This is a genomic window from Methylobacterium sp. C1 (assembly GCF_001854385.1).
In the GTDB taxonomy this organism is placed as follows: domain Bacteria; phylum Pseudomonadota; class Alphaproteobacteria; order Rhizobiales; family Beijerinckiaceae; genus Methylobacterium; species Methylobacterium radiotolerans.
The window spans coordinates 5,315,013-5,332,338 of record NZ_CP017640.1 but is presented as its reverse complement, the minus strand read 5'-3'; the positions used below and the strand labels follow the sequence as shown (position 1 = coordinate 5,332,338).

Genomic DNA, 17,326 nt, shown 5'->3' with positions numbered 1-17,326 from the left:
TCATTTCAGGTGGTAGGCCACCCCGGCGATCAGCGCCTTCTCCTCGGTGTTGAGGGTGCGCCGCGGGTCGCCGCCGAACTTGTTGTGCCAGTACTGGAAGCCGGCGAAGACCTCGACCCGGTTGGGCGTGTCGGCGAGCAGCTGCCCGACATCGAGCACGAGGTTGGTCTGCGAGACGAATTCCAGCTGCGTGTCGTACTGGTTGATCGTGCCGTAGCGGCCCTTGGGCAGGACGATCGTGTTGAAGCCGGCCAGCGACAGCGGCAGCCCAGTGAACGGCAGCGGGATCGTGTAGGTGATCTCGAATTCCGGCGTCATCTTGAACTCGACGCTGCGGAAGTGCGCGTAGTCGAAGCCCGGTACGGCATCGCGCCCGGAATTGCCCGGTACGGGACCGTTCCCCGCCAGGCCGTTGCGGGAGAATTCCTTGTAGCCCTGGACCTTCAGGTTCACGAACCCGGCCGGCACGTCGAAGGCGAAGCTCAACCCGAAGGTGCCGGCGCGCTTCTCGGAATCGAAGGTCGTGTCCTTGGTGTTGACGTCGGCCCCGAACGACAGGCCGATATCCTTGACGATACCGGGAACGGCGAGGGCCTGCGTGTCGAAGACCTGGTTGAGGCTCAGGACGCCCCGGTAGATCAGGTAGAACTCGGTGGCGCCGACGCCCTCGAACCTGCCGACCCGATTGCCCGCCGGGTCCTGGGATCCGGACCGGAGGATGTCGAGGGAGAGCAGGTTCGTCCCGTAGGCCCACGAATTGGCGTGGAACAGGTTGATCACGTTCTTGGGGACCTCGCGCCCCACGAACTGGCCGTCGGGACGCTGGACCCGGAGGCCGGGCTCCGCGGAGGGCCCCTGGAAGCGGTAGCTCACCACAGTGTCGGAGAAGGCGAAGACGGACGGCGGCGGCGCCGCCATCACGGTGGCGGCCGCGACGGGAACGCCGGCCTCCTGGCGCCTCGTGCGGGCCGCGGCCGGCGTCGGCGCCGCGGCTGAGGCGGTGGCCGGGGCCGGCTCGGGCTCGGCGCGGGCCGGACCGGCCAGCCCGGTCCCGCAGGCCAGGATCAGCAGCCCCGCAGCCGAGAGCGGGCTCACCCGGGACACCGACCGGAGCATCGCGCGCGCCTCCCCTGGCCCGTCCTCTGAACGGCGCCCCGCGGACCGCGACCGCCCCGGCGCGACGCCGGTCACAACAGCTTCCAGAACACGAGGATCATGACCGCGTAGGCGGCGGTCAGCAGCGCGGCGCCCTGCAGGTTGACCCGGGTCCGCCGCGCCGGATCCGGCGTCAGCCACCAGTCCAGCCGCCGGGCCGTCCAGGGCACCATCAGGGAGGTGAGCAGCACGCTGAACACGTTGCCGATGAACAGGGCGACCGGGAAATCCACCTTCAGCAGCCCGGCGAGGATCGGCGTGCCGACCAGGACGCCCCACAGGAACACGGTCGGGTAGAGCGTCAGCACGACGATCATGTTCATCTTCCACGCCGCGGGCGCCACCCCGCCGGGCGGCGCGACGTTGCGGAACCACTGCTCGAAGCCGCTCTGCACCGTCCGGGTGTGGAATTCCGCGGTCATCGGCACCGCCTCGGCGACCAGCGCCTGCCGCTCCGGCGAGTCCATCCAGGTGCGCAGGTTCGCCTCGCTGTCGAAGCGCAGGATCGCGACGTAGTCCTCCTGCACCCCCGGCACGGCCGGCTCGAACCGGTAGCCCTGCATGCCGGGCGCCCGCGACTGCGCGGCCGCGATCTTCTGCTCCCAACGGAGGTAGGCCGCCTCCATGCCGGGCTTCACGCGGGTGCTGATCACCGCGCTGACCGGCGAGGTCCGGGCCGCGCTGGCGTCGTCCTTGACGATGTGGACGTCGTCGCGGCCGACGAGCATCGGCGTGGCGCCCTGGATGCGGGCCTGCCGCTCGGGGGAGGCCAGCCAGGCCTTGGCCTGCTCCAGGCTGTGGAACCGCTGCACGATCACCCAGTCCACCTGCAGCGGCGGGCGCGGCGGGATCAGCTGCTGCTCGATGAAGCCGGGAAAGGCCGCCACGACGGCACTGGTGTCAGTCTGCCATCGGGCGAAGGCGTCCGCGCTCTCCGGCCGGATGGTCGTCTGCGTCACGATGCTGACGGACGTTGTGGCACCGCTCATGACCCTACGCGCTTCCGTTGCACGGCTGTCTGCACGCGCGCGTTCGTGCGGAGAGGCGGACGGCCCTCGGCCCCGCCTCTGGTCACCGCCCGGCGGGTCCGGGACGGTCCCGACGGGCTCCACCTCCGGCGGACCGGGCGACGGGTTCGTGGGCCAAGACACCGGGACGGCGACAGACTCGCGGGGACCTGCCGCTCCGCGAAACACGAGGAGAAACAACCGAGAATTGATCTTGCATCCAGCGTTCACCACTTGACTGGCGGCACTGCCCTGCAAGCCTGCATCAGCAGACAAGCCTCTGCCGAAGTCAAGACCTCAACACGGAAGACAAATATATTATTTGTAAATACGATACGTTCTCTACAGCACTCGTCTTTTTAGCCGAAAGTCTTCGACGATATTTATCTCGCGCGCGCGGGTCCTGGAACGCCGAAATTTTTCGGCTCCAGCCCGGCCCGGCGCCCGCCACGCTGGGACGGAGCGACAACAAAAAAGAGGCGGGCTGGAGACGTTCGTTCCCCGACGCGCGCCGCCGAGGGCCCGGCCGGACGGTCCTCACCGGATAGCTTGGCCGGGTAGCCCTGGCCGGGCAGCCTTGGCCGGGCAGCCTTGTCGGGCACCCTTGGCCGGGCAGCCCCGGCCGGACGGGCCGGCGCCCCGTAAGGCAGCCTTAACACTAACCGACCATACCCGGGGGCTGTCGTAGGGCCTCTGGGGTGTGTGCGTGCCGCAATGAATGCCGTGTCAGGACCGCCCGCCGGGCTCAGCACGTCCCTGACGCCGCGCGTTCTCGACGGCAGCACCCCGCACGCCGAACCGGTGACCGGCGTCGTGGCGGGCGAGGCGGCCCGGGCGGCGTCGAGCAGCGCCGCGACGGCCCCCGCGGCGCCGGCTCTCGACCCGGCCCGGATCCGGGACCGCATCGACGCCCTGATCGACAACCAGATCACCGCCGGCCGGATCACCGGCGACCAGGGCGGCGTGCTCCGCCAGCTGCTCACCGCGCCCGAGGCCGGGGCAACCGCCGATCCGGCGGATGGACCGGCCTCGCAACCGGCGCGTTCCGCCACCAGCGGAACTCCCGACGCGTCCCAGGACCCGACCGCGTCGGGCGACGCGCGCCTCAGCCCCAGCGAGACGCTGGCCTCCTTCATCCAGCAGATGCAGCGGACGCAGAGCCGGACCATCGGCTACGGCAGCGACGGCGCCCGCAACACCGATTTCGCCAGTTCCCGGCTGCTCGACTTCAACACCTGAGCGCGGCGCTACCAGGATCGCGCGATCCGCGAGACCCGCTGCACGGCGAGGCTGTAGGCCTCCGCATCCGCGTCGACCTGGACATGGACCCCGCGCGCGCTGGTCGTCACGACGCGGGCGCGCACGGTCCCGAGGATCGCCGCGTCGATCACCAGCTCCGTTCCGGGCGCGGCCGCGAACGCGTCGGGCATCGCCATGAGCAGGCCGCCCGCGCTGACGTCGAGGATCGCCGCCCGATAGCTGCGCCCCGCGTCCCGGACCCGAGCGGAGAGCGTGACCGGAAAGCGGGGCGCCGCGCGGCGGTCGCCGGCCTCACGCATGGTGCCCTCGCGGGCAGGACGACTTCATCTCGACTATAGACACCCACACCGACCTAATAGAGACAAATACATTCTCGGTTAAGGTAAAGAGCCGGTTAACCTTCTGCCACGACACTGCGCCCGCGCGCACAGTTCCGCGCCCGCCCGTGTCGGAGCCGATGAGCGCAGACCTGCCCCTTGCCCAGCCCGCCCGCCCCGGCGCCCCCGGTCCGGAGACCGAGGCCCTGCGCCAGATCGTCGACGCCGCGGCCGGGCTGATCCTGCGCCTCGACGGTGCGGGTCGGGTGACCTTCGCGTCCGCGGGGGGCCGGTCGATCCTCGGCGCGGGCGCCGAAGGCCTGGTCGGGCATCCGCTGCGCGACGCCCTCCACCCGGACGATGCCGGCGCCCTCGCGGACGCCGCGGGCGCGGGCCGGTCCGACACGGCGCTCGTGCGGATGCGGGGTGATCCGGGCTGGGTCGCGACGGTGCTGGTCGTGCGCGCGATCGCCGGCACGGCGGATCGGGTCGTCACGGTCCGCGCGGCCTCGGAGCCGGAGCAGACCTACGCGAACCTGCGCACGAGCCGCGACCATTACCGGGCCCTCGTCGACACGCTGCCGCAGCTCGTCTGGATGGAGCGGGCCGACACGGGCGAGACGATCTACGTCAACCAGGCCTTCGAGGCCTATTGCGGCCCGATCCCCACCACCCGCGCGGCCCGCACGGACCGGTTCCACCCCGAGGACGCCGGCCGGATCGCCGGGGCCTACGCCAAGGCCCGCGTGCAGGGCCGGTCGAGCGAGATCCAGGGCCGGGTCGCCGACCGGGCCGGCCGCTTCCGCTGGCACCAGTTCGTGGTCCGGCCCCTGCACATGGGCAGCGACCTGATCGGCTGGCTCGGCTCCGCCCTCGACATCGACGAGATCGTCAGCGCCCGGGAAGCGCTGGTCGAGAAGGGCGAGCTCCTGCGCCTGGCCCAGGAGGCGGCGGGCGCGGGCCTGTTCGACCTCGACCTCGCGAGCCGCGACCTGATCCTGTCGCCCGACAGCGCGCGCCGCCTCGGCTTCTCGGGGGACCGTCCGGCGGTGGTGAACGTCGCCGAGGGGATGCGGCGGGTCGTCCCCGCGGATCGCGCCGCGACCCTGCGGGCGGTGCGGGCGGCCGCGGCCGAGCGCAGGACCTTCGACGTCGCGTTCCGGGTGCCGGACGCGGGCGGCGGCTGCCGCTGGATCCAGGCGATCGGGCGCCCCCATCGCGACCGCGACGGCGTCGCGGCGCGGATCGTCGGCCTGACCCTCGACATCACGGCCCGGAAGGACGGCGAGCGCGCGCTGATCGCCGCCAAGGCGGCGGCCGAGGCGGCCCGCGCCGAGGCCGAGCGCGCCGACGCGGCCAAGACCGAGTTCCTCTCGGCGATGAGCCACGAGATCCGCACGCCGCTCAACGCGGTGATCGGCTTCGCCGGGCTGCTGGCCGAATCCGGCCGGCTCGACGGCGATCTCCGGCGCTACGCGGAACTCGCCGCGACCGCGGGGGCGAACCTCCGCACCGTCGTGGACGACATCCTGGACTTCTCGTCCGTCGAGGCCGGGGCGATCAACCTCGACCCCGAACCGGTCGCGCTGCGCCCCCTCGTCGATGCCTGCCTGGGCATCGTCGAGGCGCCGGCCCGCGCCAAGGGCCTCGATCTGGTCGCCCAGATCGACGCCGCGGTGCCGGACCGGCTGGTGTGCGACCCCGGGCGGCTGCGGCAGATCCTGCTGAACCTCCTCAACAACGCCGTGAAGTTCACGCCGCGGGGCCGGGTGACCGTCGACCTGTTCCACGAAGAGGCCGGTCCGCGCGGCGACACGATCCGCTTCAGCGTGACCGATACCGGGATCGGGATCGCGCCGGACCGCCAGGAGCGGCTGTTCCAGCGCTTCTCGCAGGCCGACAGCTCGATCCGCCGCGCGTATGGCGGCACCGGCCTGGGGCTGGCGATCAGCCGGCGGCTGGTCGAACTGATGGGCGGCACGATGGGTCTCGTCTCCGCGGAGGGACGCGGCTCGACCTTCTGGTTCGCCCTGACCCTGCCGCGGGCGCCGGCCGCCGCGGCCCCCGTCCGGTCGGCGCCGGCGCGGCCCGGACGCACCGGGCGCATCCTCCTGGTGGAGGACGTGGAGATCAACCGCGAGCTGGCCTGCACCGTGCTCAGGGCCGCCGGTCACGTCGTCGACGTCGCGGCCGACGGTATCGGGGCGGTCCGCGCCGTCGAGGCGGCGCCCTACGATCTCGTGCTCATGGACGTCCAGATGCCGCGCCTCGACGGCATGATGGCGACGCGGCTGATCCGCTGCCTGCCGGGCCCCGCCGCGCGGGTGACCGTCGTGGCGATGAGCGCCAACGTCCTGCCGGACCAGGTTCAGGCGTTCCGGGCGGCCGGGATGGACGACCATTTCGGCAAGCCGTTCGAGCCCCAGGAACTCTGCGCCGCCGTGGCGCGGTGGCTCGGCGACCCCGCCGGCGAACCGGCCGGCGAATCCGCCGATGCGGCCCCGGAAGACGAGCCGACCCTCGACCGCGCCCGCTACGCGGACAACATGGCGCTGATCGCCCCGGACACGCTGGCGCGGCTCCTCGGACAGTTCCAGAGCCGGGCCCGAGAGGCGTTCGCGGCCCCGGATCCCGGAACCGCCGGCACGGCGGCCGGGCGCGCGACGCTGCGCGCCGAGGCGCACGCGCTCGCGGCCGCGAGCGGTCTCCTCGGCTTCATGCCGCTCAGCCGGGCCTGCGCGGCCCTGGAACAGGCCGGCGACGACGTGACCTTCGACGCGCTGCTCGCCCGCGCCCGCGACCTCGCCGTGGCGGCCGTCGCGGAGACCCGGACGCTGCTCTCCGGCGGCCCCGCGTCCCTCCGGACCGCCTCGGGAGCGCGGTGATGACGACGACCCGACCGGGCGCCGGCGCCGAGGGCCGCGTCGCGATCCTGGCCGACGACGACGAGTTCTTCCGCCTCGCCATGGCGTCGCTGCTGTCCCGGCAGCTCGGCTTCGCGCGGGTGATCGAGACGGCGAGCCTGGACGAGGCGCTGGCCGCCCTCTCGGGGACGCCCGAGACCGCCCTGGCGCTGTTCGACCTGCAGATGCCCGGCATGGCGGGCGCGGGCTCCGTGGCGGCGGTGCGGGAATGCTACCCGGCGGTCAAGGCCGCCATCGTCTCGGCCTCCACCGCCCGGGCCGACGTGCTGACGGCGCTGGCCGCCGGCAGCCACGGCTACGTGCCCAAGACCCTCGGGACCGCGGAAGTGCTGCGGGCGGTCTCGGCGATCCTCGACGGCGCGATCTACGTGCCGCCCTTCATGGCGGACCCGCCGCCCAGCGCGGCCGCGCCGCCGGTCGGCGAGGTGTCGCTGACCCGCCGGCAGCGGGAGGTGCTCGAACGCATCGTGGCCGGGCGCTCCAACAAGGAGATCGCCCGGGAACTCGATCTCGGCGAGGGCACCGTGAAGGTGCACGTCGCCGCCCTCCTGCGCACCCTCGGCGTCGCCAACCGGGCGGCCGCGGCGGCCACCGGCCCGCGGATCCTCGCCGGACTAGGCCGGCCGGCCTAGTCCCGGCCGGCCCGTCCACAGCCTGTGGGCATCGCCGGGCCGCGGAGGAATGCCTGCGGGTGCTGCGCGGTCCCGGCGAGATCTTGCGGCGTCTACTGGATCGACTGCGAGGAAACCGCCTAATAGCGGCCTAGTCCTTCTTCGCTCTGTATTGTCCGCGTCGCGGAAAGGGGTGGTTAGGGATAGAGGCCGGATTCTGTCGGTGTCCCGCAAGTCACGTAGCGTATCGACATGCATCGCAGCCTCATCGGGTGGGCCGCGGCCCTGGCCGCGGCGGGATGCCCCGCGGCCCGGGCCGCCGACTGGTATACCGGGGCCGAGACGCCGGCCGGCCCGGATGCCTGGATCGTCGCCGTCGACACCTCGGCCGCGATCGCCTCGCAGGGGTCGCAGTTCGCCAGCGCCACCGTGACGGCCGCTCCGGCGGGCGACCTGCTCACCAGCGGCGTCCGCGTGCGGGTCGACGGGCTGATCGGATCGTACCGGGCCGAGAGCCCCGGCGCCCCCCGCGCCGTCGGCCAGCAGGCCGACCTCGCCGCGATGGCCGGCTACGCCCTCGTCGGCCCGGACAGCGTGCTCAGCGGCTTCGTGGGCCTGGCCGTGCGCCGCGACGAGGTCGCGCAATCCGGGCTGACCGAGACGGTGGCCCGCACGGGCGTCGGCCTGAAGACGGCGCTCGACTACTACGCCCGGCCGACCGCCTTCACGATGTTCCACGCGACCGGCACCTACAGCACCGCGTTCAACGCCTATTACGGCCGCGTCCGCTTCGGCATCGCGGCGCTGGCGGGCGGCTATGTCGGGCCGGAATTCGCCGCCCTCGGGGACGACTACTACCGGCAGTGGCGGGTCGGCGCGCATCTGAGCGGCATGCAGATCGGCGCGGTGCAGCTCGGCCTCTCGGCCGGCTACGTCCACGACCACGTGCGCAAGGGCGGCCTCTACACCGCCCTCGACATGCGGACGGGCTTCTGATGGCCCGCGCGACGCCCCTCGGCGGCCCGGCGCCCGCCCAGGCCCTTCCAACCGCCATCCCGGGCGCCATCACGGGCGCCATCCCGGCCGCCCCGGCGGCGCGCCCGCGCCTCCTGATGGCCCTCCTGTGGGCGACCTGGGCGCTCTGCGCCGCCCTCGCCCTCGGCTTCCTGACGCAGCCGGTGGGCCTGACGGCCCAGGGCGTGCTCTGCGCCGCCGCCGGAGCCGGGATGCTCGCGCTCTGGCTGCTGTTCCCCCGCCGGGGCCTCGCCCGGATGGCCTTCCTGGCGCTCGGCACGGCCGTGGTCATCCGTTACGCCTACTGGCGGGTGACCGGCACGCTGCCGACCCTCGACGATCCCGTCAGCTTCGGGCTCGGCGTCGTGCTGGCGCTGGCGGAACTCTACTGCGTGCTGATCCTCACGGTCAGCCTGATCATCAACGTCGCGCCGCTGGCCCGCGGCGCCGCGCCGGTCCTGCCCGAGGCGGACCTTCCCACCGTCGACATCTTCATTCCGTCCTACAACGAATCCGCCGAGATCCTGGGCCTCACGCTGGCGGCGGCGCGCAACCTCGACTACCCGGCCGGCCGCGCCACCGTCTGGCTGCTGGACGACGGCGGCACGGACCAGAAATGCGCCGACCCGGACCCCGCCAGGGCCGGCGCGGCGCGGGCCCGCCGCGCCGCGCTGCAGGCGCTCTGCGCCGGGCTGGGCGTCCGCTACCTGACCCGGGCGCGCAACGCGCACGCCAAGGCCGGCAACCTCAACAACGGCCTGACCCAGGCCCGCGCCGACCTCGTTCTGGTGCTCGACGCCGACCACGCGCCGTTCCGGCCGTTCCTGCGGGAGACCGTGGGCCTGTTCGCCCGCGACCCGAAGCTGTTCCTGGTGCAGACCCCGCACGTCTTCATCAACCCGGACCCGATCGAGCGGAACCTGCGGACCTTCACCCGGATGCCGTCCGAGAACGAGATGTTCTACGGGGTCACGCAGGCCGGCCTCGACAAGTGGAACGGCTCGTTCTTCTGCGGCTCGGCCGCGCTCCTCCGGCGGAGCGCCCTCGACGCGGTCGGCGGGTTCTCGGGCGTCACGATCACGGAGGATTGCGAGACCGCCTTCGAGCTGCACGCCCGCGGCTGGACCAGCGCCTACGTCGACCGGCCGCTGATCGCCGGCCTCCAGCCCGAGACCTTCGCCGACTTCATCGGCCAGCGGGCGCGCTGGTGCCAGGGCATGTTCCAGATCATGCTCCTGAAGAATCCGCTGTTCAAGCGCGGCCTGAAGCCGATCCAGAGGCTCTGCTACCTGTCGAGCATGACCTTCTGGTTCTTCCCGCTGCCGCGCCTGATCTTCATGCTCGCGCCGCTGCTGCACATCTTCTTCGACGTGAAGATCTTCGTCTCCTCGATCGACGAGGCGCTGGTCTACACGGCGACCTACGTGGTCGCCAACATGATGATGCAGAACTACCTCTACGGCCACGTGCGCTGGCCGTGGGTCTCCGAACTCTACGAGTACGTGCAGGGGGTCTACCTCGCCCGCTCCATCGTCTCGGTGGTGCTGTCGCCCCGCAAGCCGAGCTTCACCGTCACCAACAAGGGCCTCGGGCTCGACCGCGACCACCTGTCGGGGCTGGCGTGGCCGTTCTTCGCGATCTTCGGGGCGCTGGCGGCGGGCTGCGCGACGGCCGCGTGGCGCTACCTCTACGAGCCGGGCGTCACCAGCCTGATGCTGGTCGTCGGGCTCTGGTGCCTGTTCAACCTCGTCATCGCGGGCGCGGCCCTCGGCGTCGTGGCCGAGCGCCGTCAGACCGAGCGCAGCCACAGCCTGCCGGTGAACCGGCGCGCCGTCGCGTCGGTCGGCGGCGCCGTGTTCGAGGTCGTGGTGGAGCGCGCCTCCGCCGAGGGCTGCCGCCTGCGCCGCTGCGACGGGTCGACCTGGCCGGCCGCGGCCGAGGCCGGGAGCCCGGGCCGGATCGTCCTCGCCGAGGGGTCCGGCGCCGTTCTCGCCTTCCGCCCGCGCGCCGGCCTGTCGGGCGACACCTGGGAGGTCGCGTGGGAAGTCGCGCCTGCGGAAGCCGGCGCCCCGCTGTTCCGCGGGCTGGCCGAGCTGATCTACGGCGACGTCTCCGCCCTGCAGGCGTTCCTGTCGGGCCGGCGCCGGCCGAAGGACCTGCTCTCCGGAAGCCTCCGCTTCCTGGCCTGGGGCATCACCGAGCCGGTCCGGGCCGTCACCTACGCGCTCCGGGACCGCGGCGCCGCTCCGGCGGCCGCTCCGGAAGTCCCGGCCGCGATCGTCCCGGCGCCGGCGGCCCCCGCGGAGATCCCGCAGGCGGCGTCGATCCCCCTGCCGGTCGTCGACGTGCCCGTCGCCGAGCGGGCTGCCGCGGCCGCCGCCCCGGCGGTGCCGGCGCCCGTCGCGGTGACCGCTCCGGTCGGCGCCCCGGCGACCGCCGAGCCGGCGCCGGCCAAGCCCGTGCCCGTGCCCGTGCCCGCGCCCGCGCCCGCGCCCGCGCCGGCGCCGACCCCGCTCCCGGCGGCCGAGCCGGACGTCTCCGTCGCGATGCCGCTGACGGAAGCGGCGTGGAGGCAGGCGGTCGCCAGGCTCGCCGCGGCCGAGCCCCCCGCCGCGGCATCCGGCACGGACGCTCCCGAGCCGCGCCTCGACCCGGCCGCCTGGCTCGCGGGGATCTTCGCCCTCGCCGGCGCCGAGCGCCCCGAGCCGGCCCGCGCCGCCGACATCGTCCGCGGCCCCGACTTCCGCGCGCTCGTCCGCGCGCCCGCCGATCCCGCCGCCATCCGCTCCGCCGCCTGAGGTCCCGATGCGTCACGGCCTTCGCCCGGTCCTCGCGGCCGGCCTCCTGACCTGCGCCGCCGGCGCCTCGGCCCAGACCTTCTCGGGGGTCGGGGCGGCCCCGGTCCTGACGCTGCCGTCGCCCGAGCGGGCGCCGGTCGCCGCGCCCGCCGCGCCGCCCCCGACCGCGGCCGGCGCGGCGGACCCGGTCGTCGCCGAGCGCGGTCCGACCCTCCGGCGGCTGCCGTCGATCGCCGAACCCATGCGGCTCTGGGGCGAGAACGGCCGCCTGAGCTTCGCCTTCTACGCCACCGAGGCCGAGGCGCGGGCGGGCGGGCGCTTCCAGGTCGGCTACATGGCCGCGGTCTCGATCCTGCCCGACACCGCGCGGCTGACGCTCAGCGTCAACGGCGCCGCCCTCGGCAGCGGCGCGATCGACGGCAGCCGCGGTCTCCGCAGCCTCGCCTTCGACCTGCCCGCGGGGACGCTGGCCCGGGGCTTCAACCGGATCGACATCGCCGTGGCGCAGCGCCACCGCGTCGACTGCGCGGTCCCGGCGACCTACGAGCTGTGGACGCAGATCGACCCCGAGACGACCGGCCTCCTCGCGGTCACGGACGGCCCGCAGGCGCCGGCCGATCTGGCGGCGATCGGCGGCGGCCCCGACGGAGCGGTGCCGATCCGGCTGCTCCAGACCGGCGGGAAGCTCAGCCCGCGCGCCGTGGAGCGGGCGCTCGCCGCCCTGCAGGCCGCGGTTCTCCTCGGGGGCTTCCGGCAGCCCGCGGCGGAGTTCGCGCCGGCCGTCGAGGCCGGCGACGGGCTGGCGCTCGCGGTCGGGCGCGTCTCCGAACTGGCCGCGAGCCTGGATCTGGCGCCGCTCGGCCCCGTGACCGGGCCGCGCCTCGCCCTGCTGCCGCGGAACGCGGAGCGTCGCCCGGTCCTGGTCGTCACCGGGCCGGAGGACGCCGACGTGACCGCGGCCCTGGGGCAGCTCGAGGATCTCGCGCGCGCCGACCGGCCGGGGACGCCGCAGGGCCGCCGGGCCCTGGCCGATGCGGGCGGCCGCCCGGTCTCCGGGGGCGAGACCCTGACCTTCGCGGATCTCGGCATCCCGGACGCCCACGTCGCCGCCCGCACCCACCGGATCGCCTTCGACCTCGCGCTGCCGCACGATTTCATGCCGGCCGATTACGACAAGCTGATCCTCGACCTCGACGCCGCCTATCCGGCCGGTCTCGCCCCCGGCGCCCAGATCGTCGTGGCGATCAACGGCGCCACCGCGGCGAGCACGCCGCTGGGCCGGCCGGGCGGCGAGGCGATGACCCGGCGCGCGGTGGTCCTCCCGCTGCGGCTGCTCCGGCCCGGCCAGAACCGGATCGCGGTCCGCGCGGAGCTGCCGCGCGGGGACGACCGGGCCTGCCCGGACGAGGCGGCGGTGCCGACCGAGCGGCTGTTCCTGGCCGCCACGAGCCGCCTGACCCTCCCGCCGCTCGCGCGGATCGGCCGCCAGCCCGAGCTCGCCGAGACCGTCGCCGAGGCCTTCCCGTACGCGACGGCCGGCCGGCGCCCGACCCTCGTGGTGCCCAATCCCGATCGGGACACGATGGCGGCGGCCGCGACCCTCGCGGCGCGGCTCGGCCTCGCCGCCGGGCGGGTGCTGCCCTTCGCGTTCGCGGCCGGCCGGGCCGGGATCTCCGGGCCGGCCGTGGTGGTCTCGCCCGCCCCGGCCCTCGACGGCACCGTGCTGGCCGCCGCCGGCCTCGATCCCCGGGCCGTGTTCGACGCCTGGGCCGGGCGGGACGCCGTGCCGGCGCGCGAGAGCGGGCCGGCGCTGCGGCGGCGCGTGCTGCGGACCGACGGCCTCGCCGCCTGCAGCGCCCTGGTGCGCCCCGCGCCCGACGCCGTGGCCGAGGCCGCGACGCGGTCCGGCGCGCGGCCGCCCGCCCCCGTCCTGACGGATGCCGCCGCTCTCCTGGCCCAGGGCGTGACCGGGCCCGCCCCGGACGATCTGGTGACCCTGGTGACGGCGCCGAGTTCGGCGGGCCTGCGCGAGGCGGTGGCCTGCCTCGTCCATCCGCGGGTCTGGACGCGGCCCGCGGGGCGTCTCGCCGCGCTCTCGTCCGTCGACGGCGGCGTGGCGGTCGAGGCGGCGGCCGAGCCCCGCTACGTGGCGACCCTGGCCCCGGCCCCGGGCAACCTCCGCCGCGTCGCGGCGGGCTGGCTCTCGCTCCACGCCGGCCTCTTCGGCCTCGCCGGCCTGCTCCTGGCCGGCGGCCTCGCCGGCTCGACCCACCTGCTCGTGCGCAACCTCGGTCGGAGACCGGAATGAGCGTCCTGATAAGCGTCCTCCTGCGCGGCCTCGCCGGCCTCTGCGTCCTGACCCTCCTGGCTGCCCGCCCGGCGCTCGCCGCGACGGCCTCGGCCCCGCCCCTCGCCGGCACCCTCCGGAACGCCGAGGCGTGGCGGGCCTACAAGGCCCGGTTCGTCAGCGAGCAGGGCCGCGTGGTCGACACCGCCAACGGCGGCATCAGCCACAGCGAGGGCCAGGGCTACGGGATGCTGCTCGCGGTGGCGGCGGGCGACCGCGAGGCCTTCGAGCGGATCTGGACCTGGACCCGGGCGAACCTGATGGTCCGCGACGACCAGCTGATCGCGTGGCGGTGGGAGCCGGACAAGCGCCCCGCCGTGGCCGACATGAACGACGCCTCGGACGGCGACCTGCTCGTCGCCTGGGCGCTCACCGAGGCCGCCGAGGCGTGGCACGAGCCCGAGCATCAGGTCGCCGGCCGCCGGATCGCCGTCGAGCTCGGGCGCAAGCTGCTCCTGCCGCGCGCGCCGCAGGGTCCGCTGATCCTGCCGGCGGTGGCGGGGTTCTCGGCCGAGGATCGGGCGGACGGCCCGGTGGTGAACCTCTCCTACTGGGTCTTCCCGGCCCTCGACCGGGTCGGCCTGCTCGCGCCCGAGTTCGACTGGCGGGCGCTCGCGCGCAGCGGGCGCCGGCTGATCGCGGCCGCCCGCTTCGGGTCGCAGCGGCTGCCCGTGGAGTGGATCTCGCTGTCCGGGGCCGCGCCCCGCCCCGCCGACGGGTTCCCGGCGGAGTTCGGCTACAACGCGCTGCGGATCCCGCTCTACCTCGCCATGGCGGGCATCACCGAGCCGGATCTCTACGCGCCGTTCCTCGCCCTGTGGCAGAAGCCCGAGGCCGGGCTGGCGCTGGTCGAGACCGGGACCGGACGGGTCGCCGCGCGGCTGACCGAGACCGGCTACGCCGCCATCCCGGCGCTGGCCGCCTGCGCGAGCCGCGGTGCGCCGTTCCCGGCGGCCCTGACGCGCGTCCGCGCCGAGAGCGAGAACTACTACCCCGTTACCCTGCAGCTGCTGGCCCTGGCGGCCCTGAACGCGCGGTACCCGGCATGCGCACCGCGCTGATCCTCGCCGCCCTGCTGGCCGCCGCTCCGGCCGCCGCCGCCGGCGCGACCGCCGGGCCCGCCGCCAGGCCGGACGAGACCGCCCTGCGCTACTACGCGAGCCAGCACCAGCGCGCGCGGGTGGAGGCCGAGACGGAGCGGCTGCGGCGGCGCCATCCCGGCTGGCAGCCGCCGGCCGATCTCTGGACCGCGCGCGCCGGCGGCGAGGACGAGGACGGCCTCTGGGACCTGCTCGGCGCCGGCCGCGACGCCGATCTCGCCGCCGCGCTCGCCGCCCGCGCCCGGGCCGAGCCGGGTTGGACGCCCTCCCCGGCGCTGCAGTCCGCCCTGTCCGCGCGCGCGCTGCGCGAATCCTGCCTGTCCCTCGCCAGGGCGGGCCGCTGGCCCGACCTCGCGACCCTCGCCGCCGGCCGCGCCGCCGACATCGCCGCGGCCGACGCCGAGGTGGTCTGGGCCGTCGCCGAGGCCTACGGCCGGACCGAGCGGCCCGAGAAGGCCTACGACCTGCTGCGCGGCGCGCTCACCGGCGGCCGGTTCGGGCCCGAGGAGCGGCGGGTCAGCCTGCTGCGGGCGATGCAGATCCTGCCGATGGCCGATGTCGACCGGCTGGCCGCCCTCGGCGAGGCCCGGGACCTGGACGCGATCCGCGTCGACCTCATCCGCGGCCGGATCGGCGCCGTGCTCCACGACGAGGCCGGGCAAGCGGTCTCGGCCCACGACCTCGCGGCGTTCGAGGCCTACGCGGAGGCCGCGCACGATCCCGACCAGGCCGCCCTCGTCGCGTGGCTGGCGTTCAAGCGGCGCGACCTGCCGACGGCCCTCGCGTGGTTCAAGCGCGCCGTCGCGCGGGGCGGCGACGCCATGGTGGCGCACGGCCTCGCCCACACCCTCCGTCTCCTCGGCCGGCGGCGCGACGCGGAGGACGTCGCCTACGCGTGGCGGGCGCCGCTCGTGAACAACAGCCTCCTGTTCATCGACCTGCTGGAGACGGATCTGACCCGGGCGGACCCGCCCGCCATCGAGCCGGAACGGCTCAGGCGCTACGCCGAGGTCACCCTGGCGACGGCCTCGGGCGAGGGCGCGCAGGCCCTCGGCTGGTACGCCTACAACCGCTGCCAGTTCGACACGGCCCTGGGCTGGTTCCGGCGCGCCGTGGCTTGGTACCCCAAGGAGGCGACGGTCTACGGCTACGCCCTGTCGCTGCGCCGGACGCGCCAGGAGCGCACCTTCCTGGAGGTCGTGAACCGCTACGACGGGCTGTTCCCGCGGGTGGTCGACCTGCTGTTCCAGAGCGCCGCGGCCCGGCCGATGCCCTGCGAGGCGCCGGAGTCCCGGACCGCCAGGGCCGAGCCCGCGGCGAGCGCCGGCTATCTCGAACTCGCCGCGGTCACCGGCCCGGCCGCGCGCGGCCGCGTGCCGCCGCCCGACGAGATCGCCGCCGGCCGGACGCCGGCGCCGCCGGCGATCCGGCGCAGCGACTTCCCGGTGGCGGTGCTCATGGAGAACGACCTGCGCGCCGCGCCGACCGGGAGCCCGGTCACCGAGGCGCGCTGGTCGGCGCGGCCGCGCGGCCGCGCGCCCACGGTCGCCCGCCGCGTGCCGGGCGTCGGGCCGATGCCCTACGAGCGCTACGGCTTCGCGCTCCTGCCGGCCTGGAACGGCGGCGAGCAGGCGAGCCAGCCGAGCGCCGCCGACAGCCCGGCGCCGCGGGGGACCCTCTGGGCCGAAGAGCAGGCCGCGCGGGCCGGAACGGAGCCGGGCGGCCCCGCGGACCGGGAGGCGCCGGCGACCACGGGCGCCCTCGGCGCGCGGCAAGCGATGCGTAACCAGACCGTGCGAGAGACGACGCCGTGACGTTCCCTGTCCGCCCCCTCCGCGCCCTGGCGCTGACCGCCCTCCTCCTCGGCGCCTGCACGGCCCGGGACGCGGCGCGCTCCGTCGCCGGAACCCCGCGCTACGCCAGCCTGGACGCGATCGCGGACGGGCGGCTGCCGGCCTCGGCCGATCCCGGCCGTCCCGCCACGCCGATGGCCGTCCTGCCGGACTGGGCGGGCCGGCCGGTGCGACTGCGGGAGCACGACGGCGCCGACGCCTTCGAGCAGGCCGTGTCGCTGAGCCCCGCGCCCCGCGGCGCGGGGGGCGAGAACGGCATCCTGCTGCGCATGCCCCGCGGCAGCGCGGCCGGGGAGGCGAGCCCCGCCGGCGGCCGGCCGACCGAGACCGGCATCCGCGCCGAGCTCGCCGCGGCCTTCCCCGGAACGGCGATGCAGGTCGTGACCCGGCCCGCCGCCAACGCCTACGGGCCCTACGGACTCGCGGTCGGCCGGGCGGCGGGGGGCGCCCGCTGCCTCTACGCCTGGCAGTGGATCGCCGCCGCCCCCGATCTCGACCCGGCCTCCGGGCGATCCGGCCCGGTGTCCCTGCGGATCCGGCTCTGCCGCGACGACATCACCCTCGAGGCGATGGCCGCCGCGATCACGCAGATCACGCTCGTGCCACGCCACGCGGGAACGCCCGTCGCGGGCCCGTCGGCGGCGCGGCCCGTCCCCGCGGCGCGGCCCCGCACCGCGGGCCGTATTCCGGCCGCGGCGCGGGATCCCGCCCCGGTCGCCCGGGCCGCGGTCGCCGCGACCGCCCCGCCGCCGGGCCGGCGCTACCTGGGCGTCGCCGAGGCGCCGGACGGCGGGCGCGGGCCCCAGGACGCGGGTCCGGCCGCGCTGCGGCAGGCCTCGATCGGCGCACCGCCCTCCATCCAGGCCGAGGCGAGCGGCGCCGACCTGCCACCCGAGGCGCTCCGCGGCCCGGTCGCCCGGACCGGGATCCGCCCGTGAGG

General features: G+C 75.3%; 12 protein-coding genes. 9 read left to right on the top strand and 3 right to left on the bottom strand.

Translation table 11 applies throughout. The features are described 5' to 3' along the window. The gene (locus BKE41_RS24590) at window positions 1–1,116 is read right to left on the bottom strand and encodes a hypothetical protein (protein WP_029361171.1); all 1,116 of its coding nucleotides are present in this window, start codon (window positions 1,114–1,116) and stop codon (window positions 1–3) included. Between the two features lie 71 nt (window positions 1,117–1,187). Next, entirely contained in the window at window positions 1,188–2,144 is a 957-nt protein-coding gene (locus tag BKE41_RS24585) for an antibiotic biosynthesis monooxygenase (protein ID WP_071000217.1), read from the bottom strand. 741 nt (window positions 2,145–2,885) lie between these two features. Here BKE41_RS24585 and BKE41_RS24580 point away from each other — a divergent pair. Then, on the top strand, window positions 2,886–3,401 hold the full coding sequence (locus tag BKE41_RS24580; RefSeq protein ID WP_024828571.1) for a hypothetical protein: 516 nt from the start codon (window positions 2,886–2,888) through the stop codon (window positions 3,399–3,401). 8 nt (window positions 3,402–3,409) lie between these two features. On the opposite strand, the gene BKE41_RS24575 is transcribed toward BKE41_RS24580, so the two are convergent. Further along, window positions 3,410–3,721 (bottom strand): PilZ domain-containing protein, encoded by a 312-nt coding sequence (locus BKE41_RS24575; RefSeq protein ID WP_012321714.1) that lies wholly within the window; start codon window positions 3,719–3,721, stop codon window positions 3,410–3,412. Between the two features lie 158 nt (window positions 3,722–3,879). On the opposite strand from BKE41_RS24575, the gene BKE41_RS24570 reads away from it, so the two are divergent. The 8 genes from BKE41_RS24570 to bcsN all read left to right on the top strand — a co-directional run bounded on the left by BKE41_RS24570 (window position 3,880) and on the right by bcsN (window position 17,324). Continuing rightward, window positions 3,880–6,624 carry an ATP-binding protein gene (locus BKE41_RS24570; protein WP_071000216.1) on the top strand — a complete coding sequence of 915 codons (2,745 nt, stop codon included), beginning with the start codon at window positions 3,880–3,882 and terminating at the stop codon, window positions 6,622–6,624. Then, the gene (locus BKE41_RS24565; protein WP_012321712.1) at window positions 6,624–7,295 is read left to right on the top strand and encodes a response regulator transcription factor; all 672 of its coding nucleotides are present in this window, start codon (window positions 6,624–6,626) and stop codon (window positions 7,293–7,295) included. Before BKE41_RS24570 ends, BKE41_RS24565 begins: the two co-directional genes overlap by 1 nt. Before the next feature lie 231 nt (window positions 7,296–7,526). Then, the gene (gene bcsS, locus BKE41_RS24560) at window positions 7,527–8,270 is read left to right on the top strand and encodes a cellulose biosynthesis protein BcsS (RefSeq protein ID WP_012321711.1); all 744 of its coding nucleotides are present in this window, start codon (window positions 7,527–7,529) and stop codon (window positions 8,268–8,270) included. Window positions 8,271–8,386: 116 nt separating this feature from the next. Further along, a complete protein-coding gene (bcsA, locus tag BKE41_RS24555; protein ID WP_245295982.1) occupies window positions 8,387–11,086 on the top strand; it encodes a UDP-forming cellulose synthase catalytic subunit in 2,700 nt (899 codons plus the stop codon). Window positions 11,087–11,093: 7 nt separating this feature from the next. After that, a complete protein-coding gene (locus BKE41_RS24550) occupies window positions 11,094–13,394 on the top strand; it encodes a cellulose biosynthesis cyclic di-GMP-binding regulatory protein BcsB (protein ID WP_071000214.1) in 2,301 nt (766 codons plus the stop codon). Further along, a complete protein-coding gene (locus BKE41_RS24545) occupies window positions 13,391–14,494 on the top strand; it encodes a glycosyl hydrolase family 8 (RefSeq protein ID WP_071000213.1) in 1,104 nt (367 codons plus the stop codon). The genes BKE41_RS24550 and BKE41_RS24545 overlap by 4 nt, the downstream gene beginning before the upstream one ends. Beyond that, window positions 14,479–16,347 (top strand): hypothetical protein, encoded by a 1,869-nt coding sequence (locus tag BKE41_RS24540; RefSeq protein ID WP_071000212.1) that lies wholly within the window; start codon window positions 14,479–14,481, stop codon window positions 16,345–16,347. The genes BKE41_RS24545 and BKE41_RS24540 overlap by 16 nt, the downstream gene beginning before the upstream one ends. Further along, window positions 16,344–17,324 carry a cellulose biosynthesis protein BcsN gene (gene bcsN, locus BKE41_RS31765; protein WP_071000211.1) on the top strand — a complete coding sequence of 327 codons (981 nt, stop codon included), beginning with the start codon at window positions 16,344–16,346 and terminating at the stop codon, window positions 17,322–17,324. Before BKE41_RS24540 ends, bcsN begins: the two co-directional genes overlap by 4 nt. Window positions 17,325–17,326: the final 2 nt, after the last annotated feature.